Source organism: Frateuria sp. Soil773 (assembly GCF_001428405.1).
In the GTDB taxonomy this organism is placed as follows: domain Bacteria; phylum Pseudomonadota; class Gammaproteobacteria; order Xanthomonadales; family Rhodanobacteraceae; genus LMSL01.
The window spans coordinates 58,090-79,211 of sequence record NZ_LMSL01000018.1 but is presented as its reverse complement, the minus strand read 5'-3'; the positions used below and the strand labels follow the sequence as shown (position 1 = coordinate 79,211).

The following is a 21,122-nucleotide window of genomic DNA, read 5'->3' as shown; positions in this document are numbered from 1 at the left end:
GTCAGGTCCCCTGGTTGGTCGTGGTGGTGGCGTCGCCCAGCGCGTCCTGCCAGGCGACCGTGCGGTCCGCCGCCTCGGCGCCGTCCGCCTGCGCGTGGATGCGCAGGCGGGTCGGCTGGAAATCGGCCGGCAGGACGAAGGTGGCGTGCAATTGCTGGAAATACTTGAAGCGGAACGGCAGGCCGTCCTTCTGCGCGGCATCGCCGAGCGCAGGCCAGTCCAGTTGCACGACCTTGTTGGCGCGCAGGCCTTCCACGGCGAGGGTGAGCTTGCCGGCGATCTCGTCGCCGCGGCGGGCGTTCTGGGTGAGGCTGAGGGTGAGGTCCCAGCCGTGCGAGCCGGCGACCGGCTGCAGGCGTACCTCCTGCACCTTCAGGCCCTGGCGCTGGGCGTCGCCGCCGACCAGGCGCGCGTAGAAGCCCAGGTCGGTGCGCAGGCCGCTGATCTCCTCCTCGCGCTCGGCCAGCGAGCCGCGCAGCGACTTGGTGGCGATCTCGCCGACCTGCTGCGAGCGTTGCAGGTTCGCGACCTGTTGCTTGAGGTCTTCGTTCTGCGCCGTGAGCTGTTTCAGCTCGCGGCGGTCGGTGGCGGCCGGCGTGGTGCGCCAGGCCAGCGTGCCCACCACCAGGGCGGTGAGCAGCAGGCTGGCCAGCCAGCCGGCGCCCAGCCAGAGCCGGCGTCGGCGCAGGCTGGTGTCGTCGTGGCGTCGCACCACGAAACGCGGCGGCGGGCGTGAAGCCATGCGGGACGTTTCCGGCAAAAGCGGTGGTATAGCCCCGCCGTGACGAAAGCGTCAAGGAACGGCCGCACGCTTCCGCGGCCGGCCGCGCGGCGGTCAGCTACCCAGCTTGCTCTGCAGGTAACGCTCGGCGCCGATGTCCTTGACCACGCTGAACTGGGTTTCCAGCCAGTCGATGTGCTCTTCCTCGTCGTGCAGGATGGTCTTGAACATGTCGCGGCTGACGTAGTCGGCGATGCCCTCGCTGTAGGCGATCGCCTCGCGCAGGTCCTTCACCGCGGCCATCTCCAGGTCCAGGTCGCCCTGGATGCACTCGAGCACGTTCTCGCCGATGCGCAGCTTGCCCAGGTGCTGCAGGTTGGGCAGGCCGTCGAGGAACAGGATGCGCTCGATCAGGTGATCGGCGTGCTTCATCTCCTCGATCGATTCCTTGTACTCGTGCTCGGCCAGTTCCTGGTAGCCCCAGTCCTTGAACATGCGGTAGTGCAGGAAATACTGGTTGATCGCGGTCAGCTCGTTGTAGAGCACCTTGTTGAGGAACTCGATGACCTTGGCGTCGCCTTTCATGGAAATCTCCGGCTCGTCGTGTACGGCCGGAAACTATACGGAACCGGCCATGCCGATGATGGAACGCGAATGCAAATGGTTTGCTCGCGCAACCATGGCGGCCGGCTGGCGGCGCGGGAAGCGGGGGTGGCGGAAGGGTGACGGCCGGGGCCGCTCAGGCGGCCACGGCGGGGAGCTGCGAGAGCACCTGGACGACGGCCAGGTCGAGCGTCTGGCGGGCTTCCTGCTCGCAGCAGCCGCAGCAGTCCGAGCAGCCGGTACGCGCCTGCAGCTCGGCAAAGCTGTGCACCCCATCGGCCGCGGCGCGGCGGATGTCGTGGTCGGTAACGGCGTTGCACAGGCAGATGTACATGCGCGCATTGGAACGCGAATGCGAATGATTGTCAACAAATGATAGCCGGCAACCGGCCCGGCTGCCCTGCCCGGTTCAGGCGGTGGCGCGGGAGGGACGATGGCCGTCGTCCCCCGTTCCGGTGCGCGGCAGGTTGCCCAACTGCACGCTCAGCAGGGTTTCCACCAAGGGCGCGAAGTGGCGCAGCGCGCGTTCGTACACGCCGCGCTTGAAGTTGACCACGTGGGCCGCCGGGTACCAGAAGTCGACCCAGCGCCAGATGTCGAACTCCGGCTTCTCGCAGGCGTCCAGGCGCAGGGCGTCCTCGCCGCCGACCAGCTTCAGCAGGAACCAGACCTGCTTCTGGCCGATGCAGGTCGGATGCTGGTGGTGGCGCACGTAGCGGTGGGGCAGCTTGTAGCGCAGCCAGCCGCGGGTCGCGGCGAGCACTTCGACGTGCCGGGGCGCGAGGCCGGTTTCCTCTTCCAGCTCGCGGTACATCGCTTCCAGCGGCGTCTCGTCGCTGCGCATGCCGCCCTGCGGGAACTGCCAGCCGTCACGATTGACGCGGCGCGCCCAGAACAGTTGGCCGTCTGCATTGAGCAGCACAATGCCCACATTCGGACGGTAGCCATCGACGTCGATCATCCTGCCTCCTCGGGCCTGCCGGCGCGTCGCGCAGTCGGCACCCGGTCCCGATTCAACCACAGCCCGCGAAGCGGCGGCAAGCAAAGGGGCTTGAACCGGATCGTCGACGCGACTACACTGCCGCGCCCCGCCGGGATCGTCCCCGATCCCGCACAGCGTCACCATCCATGGCTATGTAGCTCAGCCGGTTAGAGCACAGCACTCATAATGCTGGGGTCGGTGGTTCGAGTCCACCCATAGCCACCATCCTTGGATTTCCTCTGTTTCGCCGTATGGCGGCGCGCCGGTCGGCGCATCACATGGAAGCATCCGGCGTCTGGAAAGACGGCGTGCGTTTGCGTGCACCGTTGCAGGGCATCGGCCTGGTCGCGCAGCTTGCATGGGCGCCGGCGCGATCTTCCCGGCTGCGGCGCCGCGGAGAAGACCGGTTGGCGCGCGGCAACGACGAGAGCCGAAAACAAGAACGCCAGGCGCAAGCCTGGCGTTCTTGCGGAGCGGGCGAGCCGGGGCTCAGCTCTTGCGGGCGAGCGTGGTGTTGGCTTCGCCGACGGCCTTGATCACCGTGTTGATCGCGTTGGCGACCATGCTGTAGAGCTGGCTCTCGGCCTGCAGGCGGGCGTTCGCCTCGGTGGCGCCCTTGCCCTTGCCGCCGGCTTCCTTGGCGTCCTTCATCATGTCGTCCTGCAGCTTGCTCATCGCCTTGCCCAGCGCGAGCGCGAGGGCGACCAGCCAGCTGCCGCTGCCGTAGCCGCCGTCACTGGTGAGCGAGGGAACCTGGGGAGCGGTAGCGCCTTGTACGTTCGACATCTGCGTTCTCCGATAAGAAGGGTGACGAGGTGATTACGGGTTCCATTGTCGGCCGCTGGCGCGGTGCGTCCAGTTAGGACGTTTCCTAGCTAGGGATGCCCCTAGGTGGGCGTCCGGCCGCGTTCCATCGCCCGCGCCAGCTCGGCCGGCATGCCCTGCGGCAGCGCGGCGGCCTGGGCGCCCGGCGCCGTGCCGGCATCGGCTTCGGGCAGGTCCTGCAGGGTCTGCCGGACCTGGTCGAACTGGCGGAACAGCTCGCCGGCGTCGGTGGCGCTGACCTCGCCCTGCTGCTGCAGGGTGCCGACCAGTGTCTGCCAGTCGGCGGCGGTCTCGTTCCAGGCGGCCAGGACCTCGGCGGGCGACCTCGGGTTGTCGGCGGCCTGCTTCAGCGCCTGGTCGAACTGCTGCATGGCGTTGGCGCGCAGGGCGGGAGGCAGGTCGGGATGGTCCTGCAGGGCGCTTTCGAGGCGGTCGAGCATGGCCTGGCGAAAGGCCGGGTCATCGGCGTTGGAAGACATGGCATGGACTCGGCGGAAGAGATGGGGATGCACGGTGCAGCGGGCGCGTCGCGCGGCGATGCATGCCCGAGTGTCGGCGAAAGGCCGGGGCGATCCATCTGGGGTTATCCCTAGGTTTGCCGGCCGGGCCGGACAACCGCGAACTGCGTCCCGGCCGCTGCGGCGGCGCCCGCCGGCCTACAGCCGGTGCACGATCCAGCCGGAGGGAACCGGGGTTTCCGATGCCTGGCCGCGCAGGGCCGACTGCACGATCTGCTCGGGCGTGCTGCCCGCGGTCTGCCAGCCCCGGGCCAGGCGTTGCAGGATGTCGCGGGTATCGCGGGTATAGGTGCCTTCCAGCTCGTTGCCGGCATCGGCGGCGAGCTTGCCGGCATAGAACGCGCGCAGCTGCGGGTTGAGGTCGAACAGCGCGAGCAGCTTGCGCAGGGCGTCGGCGTACAGCGGCTCTTCCAGCATCGGCCGCTGGGTCTGCTGGCAGTACCACACGGTGAGGTATTCGAGCGGCCCGAGCAGGCGGCGGCGGTTGAGCGAGCCGCTGGCTGCGGTCTCGTCGTCGCGGCTGGAGCTGCCCCACGAGCTGAGCTGGCCGCTGGGCAGGTCCATCCGCTGCGCGGCGGTGGCGAGCAGGTCGGCTACGGTCTGCTTGGCGGCGGCGTCCTCGCTTTCGGCGACGATCAGCAGGATCTTCAGGAAGACCGGGTAGGCCTCGTCGCCGAGCTGGCGCACGATCCGCTTGGCCAGGACCAGCCGCAATTCCGCGGAGGGTTCCTGCTGCAGGGCACCGATCAGCCGCCGGGTGGTTTCCAGCAGCGATTCGACCAAGGGCGAAGAAGCGGCCATGGGCCCAGCTTAGCGTCGAAACCGGCCCGCTGCAGGCGGCCGGCCGGTCAGCCGAGCGGTGCGAGGATATGCCCGACGATCTGGTCGAGCGTACCGCCGACGGCCGGGCCGGGGCGGCTCAGCGAGCGTTCGGCGGCGCTGCTGCCGGCCCATACGTCCAGGCCCAGCAGGGTATTGCCGCTGATCGACGGGAGCCCCTGGCGGCCGGGCACGCCCTGGGTCGCGGCCAGGCTGTCCAGGCCGGGGGCGAGCGTGCGTGACTGGAGGTCGCTCAGGTTCATGGCGCCGATCGGTCGTTCGAAGTGTGACATCAGTCTAGGTCCCGGCTCATGCGGCGGTAGCTGGGGCGTTCCCTAGGTGGAAGCGACGCGCCTGGCCCGCCACACTGGCGCGGGACGTCATTCGCCCGGCACGGGCAGGCAGGCGCCGCGGGCCGCGCGGCGCACCGAGGTCGAATCATGGCTGGACAAAACAAGGACAGCGGCGACCGCACCGAAAAGCCGACGCCCAAGCGCCTGCGCGACGCGCGCAAGGACGGCGACGTCCCGAAGAGCCGCGAGCTGACCAGCACGGTGCTGGTGCTGGCCTGGCTGTTGATGCTGATGCTGGGCATGCCGTTGATCCGTGCGCGTCTGGAGGGATTGTTCGACATCACCCTGCGCGGCCTCAATCAGCCATTTGGCCAGGCCCTGCACAGCGTCGGGCTGGCCACCATCGAGGCGCTGCTGTGGCTGACCGTGCCCCTGCTGGTCGGCGCGCTGGCGATCGGCGTGGTGGTGGAGTTCCTGCAGGTCGGTCCGGTGTTCGCGCCCAAGAAGATCAAGCCCGACGCCAGCCGGCTGAACCCGGCCGAGGGCGTCAAGCGGCTGTTCTCGCAGGAAAACCTGGTCGAGGTGCTCAAGGCGATCGCCAAGAGCGCCCTGCTGATCGGGCTGTTTGCATGGGTGCTGTTCGCGCTGATCGGCCAGTTCGTGCAACTGCCGTTCGCCGGGCCGGCGGCGATGGGCGAGGCGCACTGGGTGGCGGTGAAGCGGCTCGCCGTGGGCGTGATCTTCGTGTTTTTCTTCGTCTCGGTGCTGGACGCGTTCTACCAGCGCTTCGCCTTCACCAAGAAGATGAAGATGAGCCGGCGCGACATCAAGCAGGAGCTGAAGGACAACGAGGGCGACCCGATGGTCAAGGGACGCCGTCGCCAGTTGCACCAGGAGTGGTCGCAGCAGAACACCCTCGCCGGCGTGCGCAACGCCAGCGTGGTGGTGACCAACCCCACCCACCTGGCGATCGCCATCCGCTACCAGCCGGACGAGGACGACCTGCCGGTGATCGTGGCCAAGGGCGAGGACCACGAGGCGGCGCTGATCCGCCAGGCGGCCGAGGAGGCCGGCGTGCCGATCATGCGCAACGTTCTCCTGGCGCGCGGCCTGTACGAGCGGGTCGAGGTGGACGACTACCTGCCGAACGATTTCTTCGAGGCGGTCGCCGAACTGCTGCGCTGGGCCGAGTCGATCCGCGAGTCGCGCGACGGCAAGTAGGGAACCTCGAACAACTCCTTGGCGCGCGTCATTCCGACGCAAGCCGGAATCCAGGGCCTTTTCCTTCAGGCGTATGCACAGTCGCCGGATGACTCGCTGCGGGCTTTCTGCGAGCCTTGCCCATGTCCGGCCTTCGCCGGGATGACGAGCAAAAGGGCAGTCATTCGAGGTCCTCTTCGGGAGCGCGCCCTGTGCGCGACGCGCATCGCAGACAGGGGCATGCGTGCAAAGGCGCGCTCCTCTACAGGATGTGCTTCAGCACCTGCAGCAGGCCGCGGTTCTCGTACAGCTTGCGCATCACCACCTCGACCATCGCGCCCAGTGCCAGCAGCAGCACCCAGGTGGACAGCCAGGCCTTGATCGGCATCGCCAGCGCGAACACGTTGAGTTGCTGCGCGTAGCGGTTGACCAGGCCCAGCGAGAGGTCGACCAGCGACATCACCACCAGCGCCGGCGCCGACAGCACCAGCACCGCCGTCATCAGGTAGCTGAACTGGCCGACGAAGAAATCCATGCCGCCGGCCTTCAGCGGCGGCAGCAGGCTGGCGATCGGCCAGATCGTGTAGCTCGACATCAGCAGGTCGAGGAACACCATGAAGGCGCCGCTGACCATGAACAGCCAGGTCGCCAACTGCATCAGGAACACCTGGGTCAGCGAGCCCTGCTGGCCGGAAATCGGGTCCATCTCCATCGCCATGGTGGCGCCGACCTTGGTGTCCATCACGCTGCCGGCCGCGCCCAGCGCCCAGAACACGGTGCCGAAGCAGAAGCCGATCAGCAGGCCGACGAAGATCTCCTTGCCCAGCACCAGCCCCCAGTCCGCACCGCTGATCAGCCCCGTGGCCGGACTGGCCGCGGCCGCCAGCGGGTACACCAGGATCGCCAGGCTCACGTAGAAGCTGTTGCGCACCAGCGACGGCACCGTCTCGGCGGTCATCAGCGGCAGCACCAGGAAGGCCGCGACGATGCGCGGCAGGGTCAGCGCCACGCCGGTGAGCGCGTGGCCGAAATACTCGACCAGCGGCGGCAGCGGAGCGGCCAGCATCAATGCAGCATGCCGGGGAAGCCGGAGAACAGCCGGTCGGCGAACTTGTACAGGGTGCCGCCCAGCATCGCCGCGGTGGCGAGCATCGCCAGCACCACCACGATGAACTTCACCGCGTAGGGGAAGGTCTGCTCCTGGATCTGCGTGGCCGCCTGCAGGAAGGCCACGAACAGGCCGGCGATCGCCGCGGCGAGGATCGGCGGCGCCGACAGCACCAGCACCAGCCACAGGGCCTCGCGCGCAAGCTGGATTTCCTGGTCGAACATGCGCGTCTCCTATTGATAGGTGAGCACGAGGCCGTGGATCAGCTTGGCCCAGCCGCTCAGCAGCACGAACAGCAGCAGCTTGAACGGCAGCGAGACCATCGTCGGCGACAGCATCATCATGCCCATCGCCAGCAGGATGTTGGACACCACCAGGTCGATCACCAGGAACGGCAGGAACAGCAGGAAGCCGATCTGGAACGCCTCGGTCAGCTCGCTCACCGTGAACGCCGGCACGATCACGATGTAGTCGTCGGCGGTGAGGTCGCCCTGGCGGTCCGCCGGCATCAGCCGCTTCGCGCTCTGCAGGAAGAAGCCGCGCTCGCCCTCGTGGCTGTGCTTGATCAGGAACTGGCGCAGCGGCTCCTTGCCCGACTCGACGATCTGGCCGAGCTTCTCCATCGTCATCGGGCCGGGCACCTGGGTGCCCATCTGGGTCTGCACGCCCTTGTAGGTGTCCATGATGACCGGGTTCATCACGTACACCGACAGGATGATCGCCAGCCCGTTGATCACCACGTTGGGCGGCACCTGCTGCAGCCCCAGCGCGTTGCGCAGCAGGCTGAGCACCACCACGATCTTGGTGAACGAGGTCACCATCACCGCCACGAATGGCGCCATCGCCAGCGCCACCACCAGGGTGATGACCAGTGCCGGCGAAAAGCTACTGAAGTCCATGCTCGCCCTCTTTGTGGGTGATGCGCACGCCGAGCAGCCCGCCCAGCGCCACCAGTACGCCTTCGCCGAAGCGGCGGCCGCCCAGCATGATGCCGACCGTGCTGCCGCGAAGCTGGGTGTCGTCGGCCAACACGCTGCCGGGGCGCAGGCCCTCGATGTCGTGCGGTCCCAGCACCAGGCGGGTCAGCAGGAACTGCGGCCGGTTCGGCGACATCGTTTGCAGCGCGGGGCGGTCCACGATCTTCCAGCGCCCCTGCTGGCGCTGCACCGACCAGCCGTCCGGAAGCCCGAACAGGCTGCGCTGGGTGTCGCGGTCCGGTTGCAGGCGCGCCTCGACGTCCGCCTCGTCGCCCACCACGAGCACGTCGCCCGGCGCCAGCGCCGCGATCGTCGCCGCTTCCAGCGGCCGGCCCGGCAGCAGCAGGTTCAATGCCAGCGCGGTGGCGTCGCCCAGCAGCGAAAGATGGTTGGGATCGCGCTGCCATGCCTCGTGCACGCCCAGTTGCAGCACGTCCGCGCTCGCCATGCCGAGCCAGCCGCGGGTGAGCCGCTGCTGGCCGTCGCGCCAGTCCAGCGCCAGCCACAGCCAGTCCCTGCCGCCCTCGGCGAGGAAGGCCGCCGGCAGCAGGCCGCCGCCGAACAGCCGGCCGAGCGCCGCCACCAGATCCTCGTGGGTCAGCGTCCACGCCAGCAGGCGCGCATCGCCGCTGTAGTCCTGCCAGTGCGCATCGCCGAGGGCGCTGTCGTCGGGTTCGTGCTCCAGCGCGAGCAGCAGGCGGCCGTGCGCATGGTCCAGCCCGACGCAGGGAAGGCCGGCGGCGTGCTGCTGGCCTACGCCGGCGCGCAGTTCCAGCTCGCCATCGCCGCCGCGCCATTGCAGGTGGTTGCCGCGCGAAAGCAGGGCCTGGGCGGCCGCGCGCAGGCCGTCGGCCGGCGTGTCCTGGGGCATGGCGGCGGCGGGCGGAACCGGGCCGTTCATCGCATCAGCCCTGGCCCAGCACGGCACGCGTCAGCTCGACCACGTTGTGCGCGCCGAGCTTCGCCATCAGGTTGGCGCGGTGCAGCTCGACCGTCTTGGGGCTGATCTTCAGGTCGTCGGCGATCACCTTGTTGAGCTTGCCGCCCATGATGCCGTCGAGCACCTGCCGCTCGCGGCGGGTGAGGCTGGCCAGCGCGCCGGAGGACGCCTGCGGCGTATGGCTGGCGAGCGCGGCGTGGATCGCCTCGATCAGCAGCGGCGCGTCGAACGGCTTCTCGATGAAATTGGCCGCGCCGTGGCGCATCGCCTCCACCGCCAGCGGCACGTCGCCGTGGCCGGTGACGAAGATCAGCGGCAGCGACAGGCCGCGGTGCCCCAGCTCGGCCTGCAGCTCCAGGCCGCTCATGCCGGGCATGCGGATGTCGCTGACCACGCAACTGCGCGCCGGCGGCGCTTCCTGCGCCAGGTCCTTTAGCAGCGCCTCGGCGCTGGCGTGGTCGCGCACCTGGAAGCCGGCCTGCTCGAGGATCCAGACGCACGACTCGCGGAATTCATGGTGGTCGTCGACCAGGTAGACGCGGGTCTCGGCAGCAACTGTCATCAAGCGGTACCTCGGGGCACGGTGAAAATCATCGCCAAGCCGTCCGGCTGGGGTTCGGCGAACAGGCGTCCTTCGTGGTATTCGATGATCGAGCGGCAGATCGCCAGGCCGATGCCGAGGCCGTCGGGCTTGGTGGTGTACAGCGGCGTGAACAACTGCTGCATGCCGCCCTCGTCGATGCCGCAGCCGCGGTCCACCACCCGCAGCTCGATCATGTCGTCGTAGTCGACGCGCGCCGACACGGTGATCTGCCGGCGCGCCGGCGGGGTGTCGCGCATCGCCTCGATCGCGTTCTTCACCAGGTTGAGCAGCACCTGCTCGATCATCACGCGGTCGGCGAAGATCGGCGGCAGGTCGGTGGGCAGCGCGGCGGCGATGGCCACCTGGTGCTGGCCGGCCTCCAGGCGCAACAGCTCGATCACGCCCTGCACCAGCGGCGCGCAGGCCAGATTCTGCCGGTGCGGCTCGCGGCTGCGCACGAACTCGCGGATGCTGCCGATGATCTGCGCGGCCCGCTCGGTCTGCCGCTTGGCCTGCCGTACGCCTTGCAGCAGGCGGTCGTGCCCGTTCGATTCGGCCAACTGCTCGCAGCCGGCCAGGTAGTTGATGGCCGCGCCGAGCGGCTGGTTCAGCTCGTGCGCGAGGGTGGTGGCCATCTCGCCCACGCTCATCATGCGCGAGGTGGACAGCAGTTGCTCGTGCTGCTCGCGGTGGCGGCGCAGCGATTCGATGCACTCGCTCATGTTGGTGAGGAACACCGCCTCGGCCGCCGCGTCAGGCGGCAGCGGGCGCCGCTCGATCCGGTACCAGCGGCGGCTCGCCGGCGCGTAATAGAGAAGGTGTCCGTCCTGTTCGCCGACGTGGTCGAAGTCGGCCTCGAACGCGTCGCGCGACGGCGCCTCGTCCCACTGCGCGAACTCGCCGCGGAAGGCCGGGTTGCAGCCGAGGGCGTCGCCGCTGCCGCGGTCGAACACGATGCACGGCCACGGCAGGACGTCGATCAGCGCGTGGCCATGCGTCGACGGGGCGTCGTCGCGTGGTGCTGGCTTGCGCTCTATGCGTGTCACGGGCATCGTCGCCTATCCTTGCCGGCGGGTATCGGATTCGTCCCCCAACGAATACGCAATCACCTCATTTAAGGAATCGGGATAATGCCATGAACAAATTGCTGCGCAACGTCACGGCGGGATTATGTTGGCCGACGGCGGCATTCGCCGCGGACGGCTCCGGCACGGGCGGCATGTGGCTGGGCCTGCTGGTGCCTCTGATTGCGGTTACCGTCGGGTTGCTGGCCCTGCTCTGGTGGCTGCGGCGGGGCCAGTCGCTGCAAGGGGGGCGGGGCCCGCTCAGGCTGGTGCAGGCGGTGGCCGTGGGCAGCCGCGAGCGCGTGGTGGTGCTGGATGCGCAGGACCGGCGCCTGGTGCTCGGTGTCACCGCACAGCGGGTCGAATTGATCGCCGAATTACGCCGCGAGGATACGTCTGGATAATGTGATTCATTTCACGGAAATTCGCGTTTCTGTAAACGGTTCGACATTTTCCGGTCGCCTGCGATTCATATTCACATTAGTGAATCCAAAACCTAGGGTTTTCCCTAGGTTTCGCATTTTGTAGGCGCTGTGTAGGTTCACCGGACAACCGATCGCCGACAGGGGGCATCGGCTGAAGTAATCGTATGTTCCGGCATGCGGCGACATCGGCAACGGCCAAGGGATCGGGGCGCCGGGAGGCGTCCCGGTCGGTCGGCCGTTCCGATGAGATGGAGTTCTTCGTGTCGCGCAGCATGGTCGTCGAAGTCTGCAGCAGGTATCGCCGGTGGCAGCGGCCGCGTCGCGGCGGCCCTGCGCGTCGCGAGGGGAGCGCAGGCTGATGGCGATCGAGGCGATCCTCGCGCGCTTCGCGCCTGGGCCGGGCGGCTCGCGCAGCTACAGCGACCTGGTACTGGTCGCCGGCGTGGTGGCGATCATCGGCCTGATGATCCTGCCGCTGCCGATGGTGGCGATCGACGCGCTGGTGGCGCTGAACATGCTGATCGGCGTCGGCCTGCTGCTGATCGCCATCTACATACCGGCGCCGGTGGCGTTCTCCAGTTTCCCCAGCGTGCTGCTGCTGACCACGCTGTTCCGCCTGGCCCTGTCGATCGCGATCACCCGCTCGATCCTGCTGCACGCCGACGGCGGCCACATCATCGACACCTTCGGCAACATGGTGGTCGGCGGCAACCTGATCGTCGGCCTGGTGGTGTTCCTGATCATCACCGTGGTGCAGTTCATCGTGGTGGCGAAGGGCGCCGAGCGCGTCGCCGAGGTGGCCGCGCGCTTCTCGCTGGACGCGATGCCGGGCAAGCAGTTGTCGATCGACTCGGACCTGCGCTCGGGCCTGCTCGAAAAGGACGAGGCGCGCCGCCGCCGGCGCCTGCTCGAGGTGGAGAGCCAGCTGCACGGCTCGCTCGACGGCGCGATGAAGTTCGTCAAGGGCGACGCGATCGCCGGCATGGTGATCATCGTGATCAACCTGCTCGGCGGCCTCGGCGTCGGCGTGATGATGCACGGCATGTCGCTGGGCGACGCCACCCATACCTACAGCGTGCTGACCATCGGCGACGGCCTGGTCGCGCAGATCCCCGCCCTGCTCGCCTCGATCTCGGCCGGCCTGATCGTCACCCGCACCGCCGGCGACGAGGAGGAGCGCAACCTCGGCGCGATCATCGGCAAGCAGATTTCCGGCGAGCCGCGCGTGCTGATGATCCTCGGCGGCATCGCGCTGGGCATGATGCTGGTGCCGGGGTTCCCGGTGGTGGTGTTCCTGCCGCTGGGGCTGGCCCTGGTCGGCGCGGCGTCCTGGCGCATGCGCGAGCGGGTCGGCTTCCTGCGCCGCCTGTTCAAGGTGCCGGAAAGCCAGGCCGAGCTGCTGCCGCCGGACCTGGCCGACAGCGATGCGCTGAGCGCGCCGCCGGCCCTGCTGCTGGAAGTGCACATGAGCGCGCTGCAGGCGCTGGGCAGCACCGCGGTGCGCAACCTGTTCCGTCAGGTGGTCGGCATGCTGCGCGAGGAGTACGGCGTGCCGCTGCCCAAGCCGGCCCTGCGTGCCGGCCTGACGCTGCCGCCGAACGGCTACGCGCTGTATGCCTATGGCGTGCGGATCGGCCACGGCGTGATCAAGCCGGACGCGCTGTTCCTGCCGGGACGCGGCGCATTGCCGTCGCCCGCGCCGGGCGAGCAGGCGCTGAGCGCCGAGACGGTGGCCGGCTTCCCGGGGCGCTGGATCGACCGCCACAGCGCCGCGGCCGCCAGCGCGCTGGAAGCGCCGCAGATGCTGCGCGAGCACATCCGGCTGGCGCTGGAGCGCCACCTGTCGCTGTTCGTCGGCATCCAGGAAACCTCCAACCTCTCCAACGGCCTGAGCCGCGACTACCCCGACCTGGTGCGCGAGATGCTGCGCGTGGTGTCGCCGCAACGCGTGGCGGAGGTGTTGAAGCGGCTGGTCGAGGAGCGCGTGCCGATCCGCCAGTTGCGCGACGTATTCGAGGCGATCACCGACGCCGCCAGCCGCGAGAAAGACATCGTGCTGGTCGCCGAGTACGTGCGCATGGCGCTGCGCCGCCACCTCAGCTACCGCTACGCCGACGACGCGCACGTGCTACGCGTGCTGGTGGCGCGGCCGGAGCTGGAGGAACGCCTGCGTCGCTCGGTGCACACCGGGCCGGCCGGCACCCAACTGGCGGTGGAGCCGGACCTGGCGGCGCGGCTGCTCGAGCAGATCGGCGAATTCGCGCGCGGCGAGCACGGCGAGACGATGGTGCTGCTCAGCTCGATGGACGTGCGTCGCCACCTGCGCAAGCTCACCGAGGCCGAATACGCCGACATCCCGGTGCTTTCTTATCAGGAACTGGTGCCCGATCTACGTCTGGTGCCGGTAGGACAATTGGCCGCCTGAGCGGCCGGATCTCATGCAAGGGCCAAGGAATCCAATGATGCGACGAGACAGGGGCGGGCAGGACAGGATGCGTTGCTGGCAGTTCGGCGGGCTGCTGGCCGGCCTGCTGCTGTTCACGGGAGTCGCGCAGGCCGCGGCGATCCCCTTCAAGAAGGGCACCACCGAGGTGCAGAGCGACAAGAGCCTGCGCGAGATCCTGCCGGACTTCTTCCACGACCAGGGCCTGGAGGTGGTGCTGAGCCCGCAGGTGGCGGCGCGCGGCGGCACCGTCAACGGCAACTTCAAGGGCAGCTACGCGCAGGTGTGGCGCCGCATCGCCAACAGCAACGACCTGCTCGCCTACTACGACGGTTCGGCCGTCTACATCTACCTGACCGCCGAGCGGCAGACCGACTACACCAGCGTGCCGCTGCCGGCCGAGAAGCAGTTCCTCGCCGCGATGGCCAGCGTGAGCTGGTCCGACAGCGCCAACGTGTGGAAGATGGAGCCGAGCACCGGCCTGGTCACCGCCACCGGCACCAAGCGCTTCGTCGAGCAGGTGAAGCAGATGGCGCAGACCGTGTCCGGGCTGGGCCGCAACGTCGACACCCGCTTCAAGTTCTACCCGCTCAAGTACGCCTGGGCCTCGGATACCACGATGACCGTGGGCAACCGGCAGGTGACGATCCCCGGCGTCGCCAGCGTGCTGCGCGCGCTGGTCGGCGAGGCCGGCGAGGGCCGCTTCGACGGTGCCAGCCGGCTGCTGCCGTCGCGCCAGCAGGGCCTGCGCGGGCAGGGGCTGGCCGCGCAGGGGCAGCAACTGCCGCCCCCGCTGGGCGACTACGGCAGCCAGCCAGACGACGACGGCCTGGTACCGCCGGCGGCGCCGCTGGGGCCGCGCGGATCGTCGGGCGGACTGCAGGCGGTGGACGGCGCCGGCGACGTGCGCATCGTCGCCGACAGCTTCCGCAACGCGATCATCGTGCGCGACACGCCCGAGCGGCTGCCGATGTACGACGACCTGATCCGCAACCTCGACGTGGCGCCGCAGATGGTGGAGATCGAAGCCACCATCATCGACGTCGACAAGAGCAAGGCGCGCAAGCTCGGCGTCAACTGGTTCTACCGCAACCACCGCACCACCGTCGGCTTCCAGACTGGCAACGCGACGTCCGGCATCGGCAGCGATTCGCTGGCGAACCAGGCGCTGATGCTGGCGGCGCTCGGCCTGGGCGACACCAGCGGCATCCCCGGCCTGTTCGGCAACGGCCTGCAGCTCGGCGCGATCCTCGGCAACCCCGGCAAGTTCGTGGCCAGCGTCAACGCGCTGGAGGACGACGGCGTCACCCACGTGCTGACCCGGCCGCAGGTGATCACCATGAGCGACGCCGAGGCGGTGATCCAGAGCAACCAGACCGTCTACGTGCCGGTCGCCGGCGCCTACAGCCAGGACCTCTACAACATCATCGCCGGCACCACCCTGCGCGTGACGCCGCACGTGGTGACCGAGAACGGCCAGCGCGAGATCCGCATGCTGGTGCAGATCGAGGACGGCAACGTCACCTTCCAGGCGAAGGACGCCAACAAGATCCGCTACCCGATCGTCTACCAGAATGCGGTGAACACGCAGGCGATCATCCGCGAGGGCCAGGGCCTGCTGCTCGGCGGGCTGACCCAGGACAAGCTGGACAACGCCGAGAGCAAGATCCCGATCCTCGGCGACATCCCGCTGCTGGGCTACCTGTTCAAGACCGTGCAGAAGCAGCGCGCGCATACCGAGCGGCTGTTCCTGATCACGCCGCGGCTGGTCGCGCTGAACCGCATCAGCGGGCAGGCGACGCCCAGTTCCTCGCAGGTCACGATCGAGACGCAGCAGCAGCTGGACAAGCAGGAAGAGCGCAAGGACGCCTGGTGGAACCACAAGCGCAGCCAGGTGCAGCAGCCACTGCCCTCGCCTTCGCCGGTGCCGAACGACGGCGTGATCCAGGCGGTGCCGGTGGCGCCGGTGCCGGCGCGGCGCTGAGCACGGAGGACGCCCCATGAGCCGGCCCGCCGCCCAGCACCGCAGCCTCGAACGGACCGCCAAGGTCCAGTTGAGCCTGCGCGTGTTCAGCGGCGTGCATGCCGGCGCCGAAGTGCGCCTGCCGCAGCGCGGCATCCTGATGATCGGCCAGGCCGACGACTGCGACCTGATCCTGGCCGACCCGGCGATCGCCGCGCACCACTGCGTGCTCACCGCGGTCGGCGACCAGGTACTGCTGCGCGCGATGGAAGGTACGGTGGAGACCGACGACGGCAGCATCGCCGTCGGCGAGAACATCAGCCTGGAGCATTTCGCGCTGGTGCGCCTGGGCGACGTGCAGTTCGCGGTGGGGCCGCACTGGAGCGCACAGTGGCAGCACGTCGCCGACAGCGCCGGCGACGGCGTCGCGGCGCTGACCGAGAAGCAGATGGCCGGCCGCCGGCGCGGCGTGCTGGCGGTGGTCGGCCTGCTGCTGCTGGTGGCGGCGCTGGTGCTGTTCGGCAGTTGGCAGGTCACCCATCCGGTGGCCCTGCCGGAGCGCAACGTGGCGCAGCAACTGGAGCAGGTGCGCGGCATCCTCAAGCAGATGTCGCTGTTCCACGTCAGCGCGACCAGCGGCGCGGGCGACCGGCTGCTGGTGCGCGGCGTGGTGGGCAATGCCGCGCAGTTGCCGCAGCTCAAGCAGCGCCTGGGCGCCGCCGGCCTGATCACCGAACTGAGCGTGCGCGACTGGCCCAGCGTGGCGAGCCAGGTGCGCGACATCTTCGCGATGCACGGCTACACCGTGGAGAGCCACCTGCTCGACACCGGCGGCATCGAGGTGACCGGCCACTTCGGCGACCCGGCCCACGCCGAGAAGGTGAAGCGCGAGGTGCTCGGTTCGGCCGACATGCAGAACCTCAACACCGACGCGCTCGGCCTCAGCATGGCCCTGAAGAACGTCGACGAGGGCAAGCCGGAGCCGCCGAAGGCCGACCCCGGCAAGCGCATCCGCCGCGTGATCAGCGGCGACGAGCCCTACCTGGTCACGGCCGACCAGTCGCGCTACTACCCGGGCAACCCCCTGCCGCAAGGCGGGGTGTTCCTGAGCGTGGACGAGCGCGACGACGTGCTGGTGCGGCTGCCGGACGGCAGCATCAAGCAGCTCGAAAAGAGCGACGAATACCAGAAGCTGCACGACCTGGACCCCAGCGGGATGGCGGCCGCCATCACGCCGGCGCCCGCCGGTTCGGCGGCGCCGTCCTCATCCGCGGCGGAGGCGCCATCGCCGCGGCCATAGACGCAAGACGGACCTTGCGGTCCACGGGCGCGTGCGGCGGTTGCCGTTCGCGCCGACCGGATCGGCGATGCCGGTCCACCCCGGAGCCCACCATCGATCGGCGTGGCCCCGTCATCCAATCGAGGAGATGAACATGAGCAGCAACCCGATCAACGGCAACGGCAGCACCACGCAGTTCCCCGACCTGGCCCGCACCATCGCCGCCGGCAGCGCCAGCGCCGGGCAGTCGGCCAGCGCCGACGATTCCAAGAGCTGGTTCGAGGCGATGGCCAAGGCGTGGGGCAACGCGCTCGACCAGCAGGCCTCCAAGGTCACCGCGCTGTCCTCGAAGATCAGCGAGAGCGGCGGCGACACCCCGTCGGTGATGACCCAACTGACCGCCGAGAGCCTGAAGATGCAGTTCCTCTCGACCAATGCCTCGACCTCCAACAACGCCGTGGGCCAGGCGCTGGAAACGCTGGGTCGCAAGCAGTAACGCCGTCCGGACCCACGTGGAGGTGGATACATGAATGTGCTCCCGACCCAGATGCTCAGCGTCGCCAACTTCGCCGCCACGCCGGCGGCGAACACGGCGCCGGCGCATCTCGACGACGTCGCCAAGTTCAAGCAGAGCTTCGCCGACGCCGCGCCCAAGCCGGCCGCCACCGAGGCGGTGACGCCGGTGTCGCACGAGCTGTCGCCCAGCCTCAAGGCGGTGCTCGGCCAGTTCGATTCGCTCAACGGCCAGGCCAGCCGCCTCGGCAAGCTGTCCGAGGCGATGAAGGCGAACTCGCGCGACCTCTCGCCCGGCCAGATCATCGACATGACGCTGAAGTGCCACGAGCTGGTGTTCCAGGCCGAGCTCACCTCGAACGTCGCCAACCGCAGTTCGGAAGGCGTGCAGCAACTGTTCCGCCAGCAGTCCTGAGGATCGACATGGTGAAAAGCTGGACGATGCCTCGTTCCCTGTCGCGGCCATGGCGGCTGGCGGCCCTGCTGCTCGTGCTCGGGCTGCTGGCCGGCTGTGCCCGCGACGTGCTGTATTCCAAGCTCGACGAGCAGCAGGCGAACGAGGTGGTGGCGGCCCTGCTCAACCACGGCATCGATGCCGGCAAGCAGCCGGCCGAGCGCGGCGACGGCTGGCAGGTGGTGCTGGACCGCCGCGACATGCCGGCGGCCGTGGCCGTGCTGAACGACGCCGGGCTGCCGCGCCAGAGCACCGACAGCGTCGGCCAGTTGTTCAAGAAGGACGGCTTCGTCTCCTCGCCGACCGAGGACAAGCAGCGCTTCATCTACGCCCGCGAGCAGTTGCTGGCCGGCGCGCTGCGCAAGCTCGACGGCGTGGTCGACGCCTCGGTCAGCCTGTCGATCCCCGACAAGGACCCGATCGCCGACAAGCCGCCGGTCGGCTCGGCGGCGGTGATGATCATCGCCCGGCCCAATGCCGGCATCGAGAGCCGCGCGCCGGACATCAAGTCGATCGTGATGAACGGCACCGAGGGGCTCACCGACCCGAGCCGGGTCACCGTACAGTTCTTCCAGCGCACGCCGACCGAGGTGGCGCCCACCGCGACGCGCGGCGGCGTGCTCGCAGGCAGCATGCGCGGCGACGTCGCCTCGCTGCTGCTGATCGGCTTCGCCGTGCTGGCGCTGGTCCTTGCCGGCGTGCTGCTGTGGCGCAACCGCTATGCGCTGATGGGCCGGCAGACCCGTTCGCTGAGCCGCCGCGAGGTGCCGGGTGAGCGCTGAACGCGCCTTGCGCCAGTGCCATGCGCAGGCCCTGCTCGACGGCCTGCATCCGCAGCATTGCGGCAATTTCCCGGCGGCGCTGCACGAGCGTGCCCGCCATTCCGCGCTCGGCCGCCGCCACCTGACCCGCGCCGCCCTGGCGCGCGCGCCGGCCTTGTTCGAGCCGGACCAGGAGCGCTGGCAGGCCTGGCAGGACGACCAGCCCTGGCTGCTGTGGCCGCAGCCGCGGCTGATGGACTTCACCCGCGAGCTCGGCGCGCTGTCGCTGGCGCCGGCATTGCGCGTGGTGCTGGAGCGCAACGCGGTGCTTTTCCTGCGCGAGGCGGTCGGCGCCGAGCTGTGGCGCCTGGTGCAGGCGGCCGACCCCTGGCGCGGCCGCGCCTCGGAGACCATCCGCCTGATGGGCAACGCCCTGCTGCAGCGTTGCGGGCACGACGCCGCGGCGCTGCGCTCGTCGCTGTTCGAGCGGGGCAAGATCGAATTCCTCGGCCATGCCGAGCGCGCCGGCGGCGTGCTGGCGGCGCGGCTGGGGCTGGCCTATGCGGCGATCCCGGCCGAGCCGTGCGCGCGCGAGTGCTGGCTGCCGGCCGACGCGGTGGCGCAGCGGCTGGCGCATTACGTCGGCCTCGCCGCGGAAGTTGCCGGCGACGACGAAGCGGAGCCGGCGGCATGAACGCACTGGTCACCGACCGCGAGCGCTTCCGGCTCTATCTCGATGCCGGCGTCGTGCCGGCGTCGGCGTGGACGCCGCTGGAGCAGGCGCAGCAGATCGTCGAGCAGGCCAATGCGCTGCTGCGCCAGGCCGAGGCCGAGGTCGAGCAGATCCGCACGCAGGCGCGCCACGAGGGGTTGGTGGAAGGGCGCGAGCGCGGCCTGCGCGACTGCGCGAACGCGTTGAAGGCACTGGCCGAGGCGCGCGCTGCCGCCACCGCCGACCTGCGCCGCCGCGCCGGCGACATCGCGATCGGCGTGGTGCGGCACATCGCGCCGGCGCTGGGCGCCGAGCGGCTGGTCGCGGCGCTGGTCGCCGAGGCGATGCAGAAGCTGGTGTTCGAGCCTCACCTGCTGGTACGCGTGCATCCGGACGTGGCCGAGCAGGCGCGCGCCGAGGTCGCCGCGCTGGGCGCGGCAGTGGCGCCGGACACCGAGATCATCGGCGACCCGGAGCTGGACCGCTTCGACTGCATCATCGAATCGGCCGGCGGCGTGGTGCGCGCCGGGTTCAACGAACAGCTCGACCAGGCGCGGGTGATCCTCGCCGCCGCCGAGCAGGCCAGCGGAGGCCGGCATGGCCGTCCAGACGCCTGAATTCCAGCCGCTGCCGACGGGCGACGACCCGCTGCTGCGTGCGCTGAGCCGGCGCGACACCCTGCAGCGCGTGGGCCGCGTCGCCGAGGCCTACGGCACCCTGGTGCGCGCCACCGGCGTGCGCGCGGCGATCGGCGAGCTGTGCCTGCTGGAACAGCCCGATACCGGCTTCAGCCTGCCGGCCGAGGTGGTCGGCGTGTCGCAGCAGCAGACCCTGCTGACCCCGCTGGGCCCGCTGGAGGGCATCTCCAGCGCCACCATCGTCACCGCCACCGGCAAGCAGGCCACCGCGCCGGCCGGCCTGAGCCTGCTCGGCCGCGTGCTGGACGCGCACGGCGAGCCGCTGGACGGGCTCGGCCCGCTGGCCGGCGTGGAGCGCGTGCCGCTGTACGCGCCCTCGCCCAACCCGCTGGGGCGCCGCGCGATCGACGAGGCGATGCCGACCGGCGTGCGCGCAATCGACGCCGCGCTGACCATCGGCCGCGGCCAGCGCACCGGCATCTTCGCCGTGGCCGGCGGCGGCAAGAGCACCTTGCTCGGCATGCTGGCGCGCAACGCGCAGGCCGAGGTCAACGTGATCGTGCTGGTCGGCGAGCGCGGCCGCGAGGTGGGCGAGTTCCTGCACGACAGCCTCGGCGAGGAAGGCCTGAAGCGCAGCGTGGTGGTGGTCGCCACGTCGGACCGCCCGGCGCTGGAGCGCAGCCGCGTCGCCTGGCTCGGCACCGCCATCGCCGAGTATTTCCGCGACCGCGGCATGAACGTGCTGCTGATGATGGATTCGGTCACCCGCTTCGCGCGCGCACTGCGCGACGTCGGCCTGGCGATGGGCGAGCCGCCGTCGCGGCGCGGCTTCACGCCGTCGGTGTTCTCCGCGCTGCCGCGCCTGTTCGAGCGCGCCGGCACCAACGAGAAGGGGGCGATCACCGCCTTCTACACCGTGCTGATGGAAGACGAGGACGGCACCGACCCGATCGCCGAGGAAGTGCGCTCGATCCTGGACGGCCACATCTACCTGTCGCGCAAGCTGGCCCAGGCCAACCACTACCCGGCGATCGACATCCTCGCCAGCGCCAGCCGCCTGATGCCGCGCGTCGCCGCGCCGGCGCAGCAGCGCGCCGCCGGCCTGCTGCGGCGCTACCTCGCCAAGTACCGCGAGATCGAGATGCTGCTGCAACTGGGCGAGTACAAGCCCGGCGGCGATGCCGATGCCGATACCGCGATCGCGCGGATCGAGGCGATCAACCAGTTGCTGCGCCAGGGCACCCACGAACAGGCCGACTTCGCCGCGACGCGCAGCCGGCTGAGCACGGCATGCACGTGAA

25 protein-coding genes and 1 tRNA gene are annotated in these 21,122 nt (G+C 69.6%); 12 read left to right on the top strand and 14 right to left on the bottom strand.

Features of this window, described 5'->3' with window-relative positions; all coding sequences use genetic code 11:
* Nucleotide 1 precedes the first annotated feature (1 nt).
* The 4 genes from ASG87_RS08370 to ASG87_RS08355 form a co-directional block, all read right to left on the bottom strand.
* On the bottom strand, nt 2-742 hold the full coding sequence (locus ASG87_RS08370; RefSeq protein ID WP_056003678.1) for a DUF6776 family protein: 741 nt from the start codon (nt 740-742) through the stop codon (nt 2-4).
* 93 nt (nt 743-835) lie between these two features.
* A complete protein-coding gene (gene bfr, locus ASG87_RS08365) occupies nt 836-1,306 on the bottom strand; it encodes a bacterioferritin (protein WP_056003675.1) in 471 nt (156 codons plus the stop codon).
* A gap of 154 nt (nt 1,307-1,460) precedes the next feature.
* Nucleotides 1,461-1,658 (bottom strand): (2Fe-2S)-binding protein, encoded by a 198-nt coding sequence (locus tag ASG87_RS08360; RefSeq protein WP_056003672.1) that lies wholly within the window; start codon nt 1,656-1,658, stop codon nt 1,461-1,463.
* Nucleotides 1,659-1,733: 75 nt separating this feature from the next.
* Complete coding sequence (locus tag ASG87_RS08355) at nt 1,734-2,285, bottom strand: RNA pyrophosphohydrolase (RefSeq protein WP_056003669.1); 552 nt, start codon at nt 2,283-2,285, stop codon at nt 1,734-1,736.
* 169 nt (nt 2,286-2,454) lie between these two features.
* Here ASG87_RS08355 and ASG87_RS08350 point away from each other — a divergent pair.
* Nucleotides 2,455-2,531, top strand: a tRNA-Met gene (locus ASG87_RS08350).
* Between the two features lie 264 nt (nt 2,532-2,795).
* On the opposite strand, the gene ASG87_RS08345 is transcribed toward ASG87_RS08350, so the two are convergent.
* The 4 genes from ASG87_RS08345 to ASG87_RS08330 all read right to left on the bottom strand — a co-directional run bounded on the left by ASG87_RS08345 (nt 2,796) and on the right by ASG87_RS08330 (nt 4,731).
* A complete protein-coding gene (locus ASG87_RS08345) occupies nt 2,796-3,092 on the bottom strand; it encodes a hypothetical protein (protein ID WP_056003666.1) in 297 nt (98 codons plus the stop codon).
* A gap of 101 nt (nt 3,093-3,193) precedes the next feature.
* Complete coding sequence (locus ASG87_RS08340; protein WP_056003664.1) at nt 3,194-3,610, bottom strand: hypothetical protein; 417 nt, start codon at nt 3,608-3,610, stop codon at nt 3,194-3,196.
* Nucleotides 3,611-3,787: 177 nt separating this feature from the next.
* Nucleotides 3,788-4,450: a hypothetical protein gene (locus ASG87_RS08335; RefSeq protein ID WP_056003661.1), complete on the bottom strand. Its 663-nt coding sequence runs from the start codon at nt 4,448-4,450 to the stop codon at nt 3,788-3,790.
* Nucleotides 4,451-4,497: 47 nt separating this feature from the next.
* Nucleotides 4,498-4,731 (bottom strand): hypothetical protein, encoded by a 234-nt coding sequence (locus tag ASG87_RS08330; protein WP_056003658.1) that lies wholly within the window; start codon nt 4,729-4,731, stop codon nt 4,498-4,500.
* A gap of 177 nt (nt 4,732-4,908) precedes the next feature.
* Here ASG87_RS08330 and sctU point away from each other — a divergent pair, with 177 nt between their 5' ends.
* On the top strand, nt 4,909-5,982 hold the full coding sequence (gene sctU, locus ASG87_RS08325; protein ID WP_056003655.1) for a type III secretion system export apparatus subunit SctU: 1,074 nt from the start codon (nt 4,909-4,911) through the stop codon (nt 5,980-5,982).
* Between the two features lie 241 nt (nt 5,983-6,223).
* Here the strand turns inward: sctU and sctT are convergent, their stop codons facing one another.
* From sctT to ASG87_RS08295, 6 genes are read right to left on the bottom strand one after another with little or no spacing between them, the layout of a single operon-like run.
* The gene (gene sctT, locus ASG87_RS08320; protein WP_056003652.1) at nt 6,224-7,027 is read right to left on the bottom strand and encodes a type III secretion system export apparatus subunit SctT; all 804 of its coding nucleotides are present in this window, start codon (nt 7,025-7,027) and stop codon (nt 6,224-6,226) included.
* The gene (gene sctS, locus ASG87_RS08315; protein ID WP_056003649.1) at nt 7,027-7,293 is read right to left on the bottom strand and encodes a type III secretion system export apparatus subunit SctS; all 267 of its coding nucleotides are present in this window, start codon (nt 7,291-7,293) and stop codon (nt 7,027-7,029) included. Before sctS ends, sctT begins: the two co-directional genes overlap by 1 nt.
* A gap of 9 nt (nt 7,294-7,302) precedes the next feature.
* Nucleotides 7,303-7,968: a type III secretion system export apparatus subunit SctR gene (sctR, locus tag ASG87_RS08310; protein ID WP_056003645.1), complete on the bottom strand. Its 666-nt coding sequence runs from the start codon at nt 7,966-7,968 to the stop codon at nt 7,303-7,305.
* Nucleotides 7,955-8,947 carry a hypothetical protein gene (locus ASG87_RS08305; protein WP_056003642.1) on the bottom strand — a complete coding sequence of 331 codons (993 nt, stop codon included), beginning with the start codon at nt 8,945-8,947 and terminating at the stop codon, nt 7,955-7,957. Before ASG87_RS08305 ends, sctR begins: the two co-directional genes overlap by 14 nt.
* 4 nt (nt 8,948-8,951) lie before the next feature.
* Nucleotides 8,952-9,548: a response regulator gene (locus tag ASG87_RS08300; RefSeq protein WP_056003639.1), complete on the bottom strand. Its 597-nt coding sequence runs from the start codon at nt 9,546-9,548 to the stop codon at nt 8,952-8,954.
* A complete protein-coding gene (locus ASG87_RS08295) occupies nt 9,548-10,621 on the bottom strand; it encodes an ATP-binding protein (RefSeq protein ID WP_056003636.1) in 1,074 nt (357 codons plus the stop codon). The genes ASG87_RS08300 and ASG87_RS08295 overlap by 1 nt, the downstream gene beginning before the upstream one ends.
* 83 nt (nt 10,622-10,704) lie before the next feature.
* On the opposite strand from ASG87_RS08295, the gene ASG87_RS08290 reads away from it, so the two are divergent.
* From ASG87_RS08290 to ASG87_RS08245, 10 genes are all read left to right on the top strand, one after another.
* On the top strand, nt 10,705-11,037 hold the full coding sequence (locus ASG87_RS08290; RefSeq protein ID WP_082582844.1) for a flagellar biosynthetic protein FliO: 333 nt from the start codon (nt 10,705-10,707) through the stop codon (nt 11,035-11,037).
* A 379-nt stretch (nt 11,038-11,416) separates the two neighbouring features.
* A complete protein-coding gene (gene sctV, locus ASG87_RS08285) occupies nt 11,417-13,483 on the top strand; it encodes a type III secretion system export apparatus subunit SctV (protein WP_056003630.1) in 2,067 nt (688 codons plus the stop codon).
* Between the two features lie 37 nt (nt 13,484-13,520).
* Nucleotides 13,521-15,485 (top strand): type III secretion system outer membrane ring subunit SctC, encoded by a 1,965-nt coding sequence (gene sctC / locus ASG87_RS08280; protein WP_162258335.1) that lies wholly within the window; start codon nt 13,521-13,523, stop codon nt 15,483-15,485.
* Between the two features lie 16 nt (nt 15,486-15,501).
* A complete protein-coding gene (locus ASG87_RS08275) occupies nt 15,502-16,764 on the top strand; it encodes an FHA domain-containing protein (RefSeq protein ID WP_056003624.1) in 1,263 nt (420 codons plus the stop codon).
* Between the two features lie 133 nt (nt 16,765-16,897).
* Nucleotides 16,898-17,239 carry a hypothetical protein gene (locus tag ASG87_RS08270; RefSeq protein ID WP_157510966.1) on the top strand — a complete coding sequence of 114 codons (342 nt, stop codon included), beginning with the start codon at nt 16,898-16,900 and terminating at the stop codon, nt 17,237-17,239.
* A gap of 30 nt (nt 17,240-17,269) precedes the next feature.
* Nucleotides 17,270-17,671, top strand: a complete 402-nt coding sequence (locus ASG87_RS08265; RefSeq protein WP_157510965.1) for a hypothetical protein — start codon at nt 17,270-17,272, stop codon at nt 17,669-17,671.
* Between the two features lie 26 nt (nt 17,672-17,697).
* Nucleotides 17,698-18,492 (top strand): type III secretion inner membrane ring lipoprotein SctJ, encoded by a 795-nt coding sequence (sctJ, locus tag ASG87_RS08260; RefSeq protein ID WP_162258334.1) that lies wholly within the window; start codon nt 17,698-17,700, stop codon nt 18,490-18,492.
* Entirely contained in the window at nt 18,482-19,165 is a 684-nt protein-coding gene (locus ASG87_RS08255; protein WP_056003615.1) for a hypothetical protein, read from the top strand. The genes sctJ and ASG87_RS08255 overlap by 11 nt, the downstream gene beginning before the upstream one ends.
* A complete protein-coding gene (locus ASG87_RS08250; RefSeq protein WP_056003612.1) occupies nt 19,162-19,800 on the top strand; it encodes a FliH/SctL family protein in 639 nt (212 codons plus the stop codon). Before ASG87_RS08255 ends, ASG87_RS08250 begins: the two co-directional genes overlap by 4 nt.
* Nucleotides 19,781-21,121: a FliI/YscN family ATPase gene (locus ASG87_RS08245; protein ID WP_082582842.1), complete on the top strand. Its 1,341-nt coding sequence runs from the start codon at nt 19,781-19,783 to the stop codon at nt 21,119-21,121. Before ASG87_RS08250 ends, ASG87_RS08245 begins: the two co-directional genes overlap by 20 nt.
* Nucleotide 21,122 lies beyond the last annotated feature (1 nt).

Coding starts and splice junctions, on each gene's coding strand:
- ASG87_RS08370 (WP_056003678.1), bottom strand. CDS start 742: ATGGCTTCACGCCCGCCGCCGCGTTTCGTGGTGCGACGCCACGACGAC.
- bfr (WP_056003675.1), bottom strand. CDS start 1,306: ATGAAAGGCGACGCCAAGGTCATCGAGTTCCTCAACAAGGTGCTCTAC.
- ASG87_RS08360 (WP_056003672.1), bottom strand. CDS start 1,658: ATGTACATCTGCCTGTGCAACGCCGTTACCGACCACGACATCCGCCGC.
- ASG87_RS08355 (WP_056003669.1), bottom strand. CDS start 2,285: ATGATCGACGTCGATGGCTACCGTCCGAATGTGGGCATTGTGCTGCTC.
- ASG87_RS08345 (WP_056003666.1), bottom strand. CDS start 3,092: ATGTCGAACGTACAAGGCGCTACCGCTCCCCAGGTTCCCTCGCTCACC.
- ASG87_RS08340 (WP_056003664.1), bottom strand. CDS start 3,610: ATGTCTTCCAACGCCGATGACCCGGCCTTTCGCCAGGCCATGCTCGAC.
- ASG87_RS08335 (WP_056003661.1), bottom strand. CDS start 4,450: ATGGCCGCTTCTTCGCCCTTGGTCGAATCGCTGCTGGAAACCACCCGG.
- ASG87_RS08330 (WP_056003658.1), bottom strand. CDS start 4,731: ATGAACCTGAGCGACCTCCAGTCACGCACGCTCGCCCCCGGCCTGGAC.
- sctU (WP_056003655.1), top strand. CDS start 4,909: ATGGCTGGACAAAACAAGGACAGCGGCGACCGCACCGAAAAGCCGACG.
- sctT (WP_056003652.1), bottom strand. CDS start 7,027: ATGCTGGCCGCTCCGCTGCCGCCGCTGGTCGAGTATTTCGGCCACGCG.
- sctS (WP_056003649.1), bottom strand. CDS start 7,293: ATGTTCGACCAGGAAATCCAGCTTGCGCGCGAGGCCCTGTGGCTGGTG.
- sctR (WP_056003645.1), bottom strand. CDS start 7,968: ATGGACTTCAGTAGCTTTTCGCCGGCACTGGTCATCACCCTGGTGGTG.
- ASG87_RS08305 (WP_056003642.1), bottom strand. CDS start 8,947: ATGAACGGCCCGGTTCCGCCCGCCGCCGCCATGCCCCAGGACACGCCG.
- ASG87_RS08300 (WP_056003639.1), bottom strand. CDS start 9,548: ATGACAGTTGCTGCCGAGACCCGCGTCTACCTGGTCGACGACCACCAT.
- ASG87_RS08295 (WP_056003636.1), bottom strand. CDS start 10,621: ATGCCCGTGACACGCATAGAGCGCAAGCCAGCACCACGCGACGACGCC.
- ASG87_RS08290 (WP_082582844.1), top strand. CDS start 10,705: ATGAACAAATTGCTGCGCAACGTCACGGCGGGATTATGTTGGCCGACG.
- sctV (WP_056003630.1), top strand. CDS start 11,417: ATGGCGATCGAGGCGATCCTCGCGCGCTTCGCGCCTGGGCCGGGCGGC.
- sctC (WP_162258335.1), top strand. CDS start 13,521: ATGCGACGAGACAGGGGCGGGCAGGACAGGATGCGTTGCTGGCAGTTC.
- ASG87_RS08275 (WP_056003624.1), top strand. CDS start 15,502: ATGAGCCGGCCCGCCGCCCAGCACCGCAGCCTCGAACGGACCGCCAAG.
- ASG87_RS08270 (WP_157510966.1), top strand. CDS start 16,898: ATGAGCAGCAACCCGATCAACGGCAACGGCAGCACCACGCAGTTCCCC.
- ASG87_RS08265 (WP_157510965.1), top strand. CDS start 17,270: ATGAATGTGCTCCCGACCCAGATGCTCAGCGTCGCCAACTTCGCCGCC.
- sctJ (WP_162258334.1), top strand. CDS start 17,698: ATGCCTCGTTCCCTGTCGCGGCCATGGCGGCTGGCGGCCCTGCTGCTC.
- ASG87_RS08250 (WP_056003612.1), top strand. CDS start 19,162: ATGAACGCACTGGTCACCGACCGCGAGCGCTTCCGGCTCTATCTCGAT.
- ASG87_RS08245 (WP_082582842.1), top strand. CDS start 19,781: ATGGCCGTCCAGACGCCTGAATTCCAGCCGCTGCCGACGGGCGACGAC.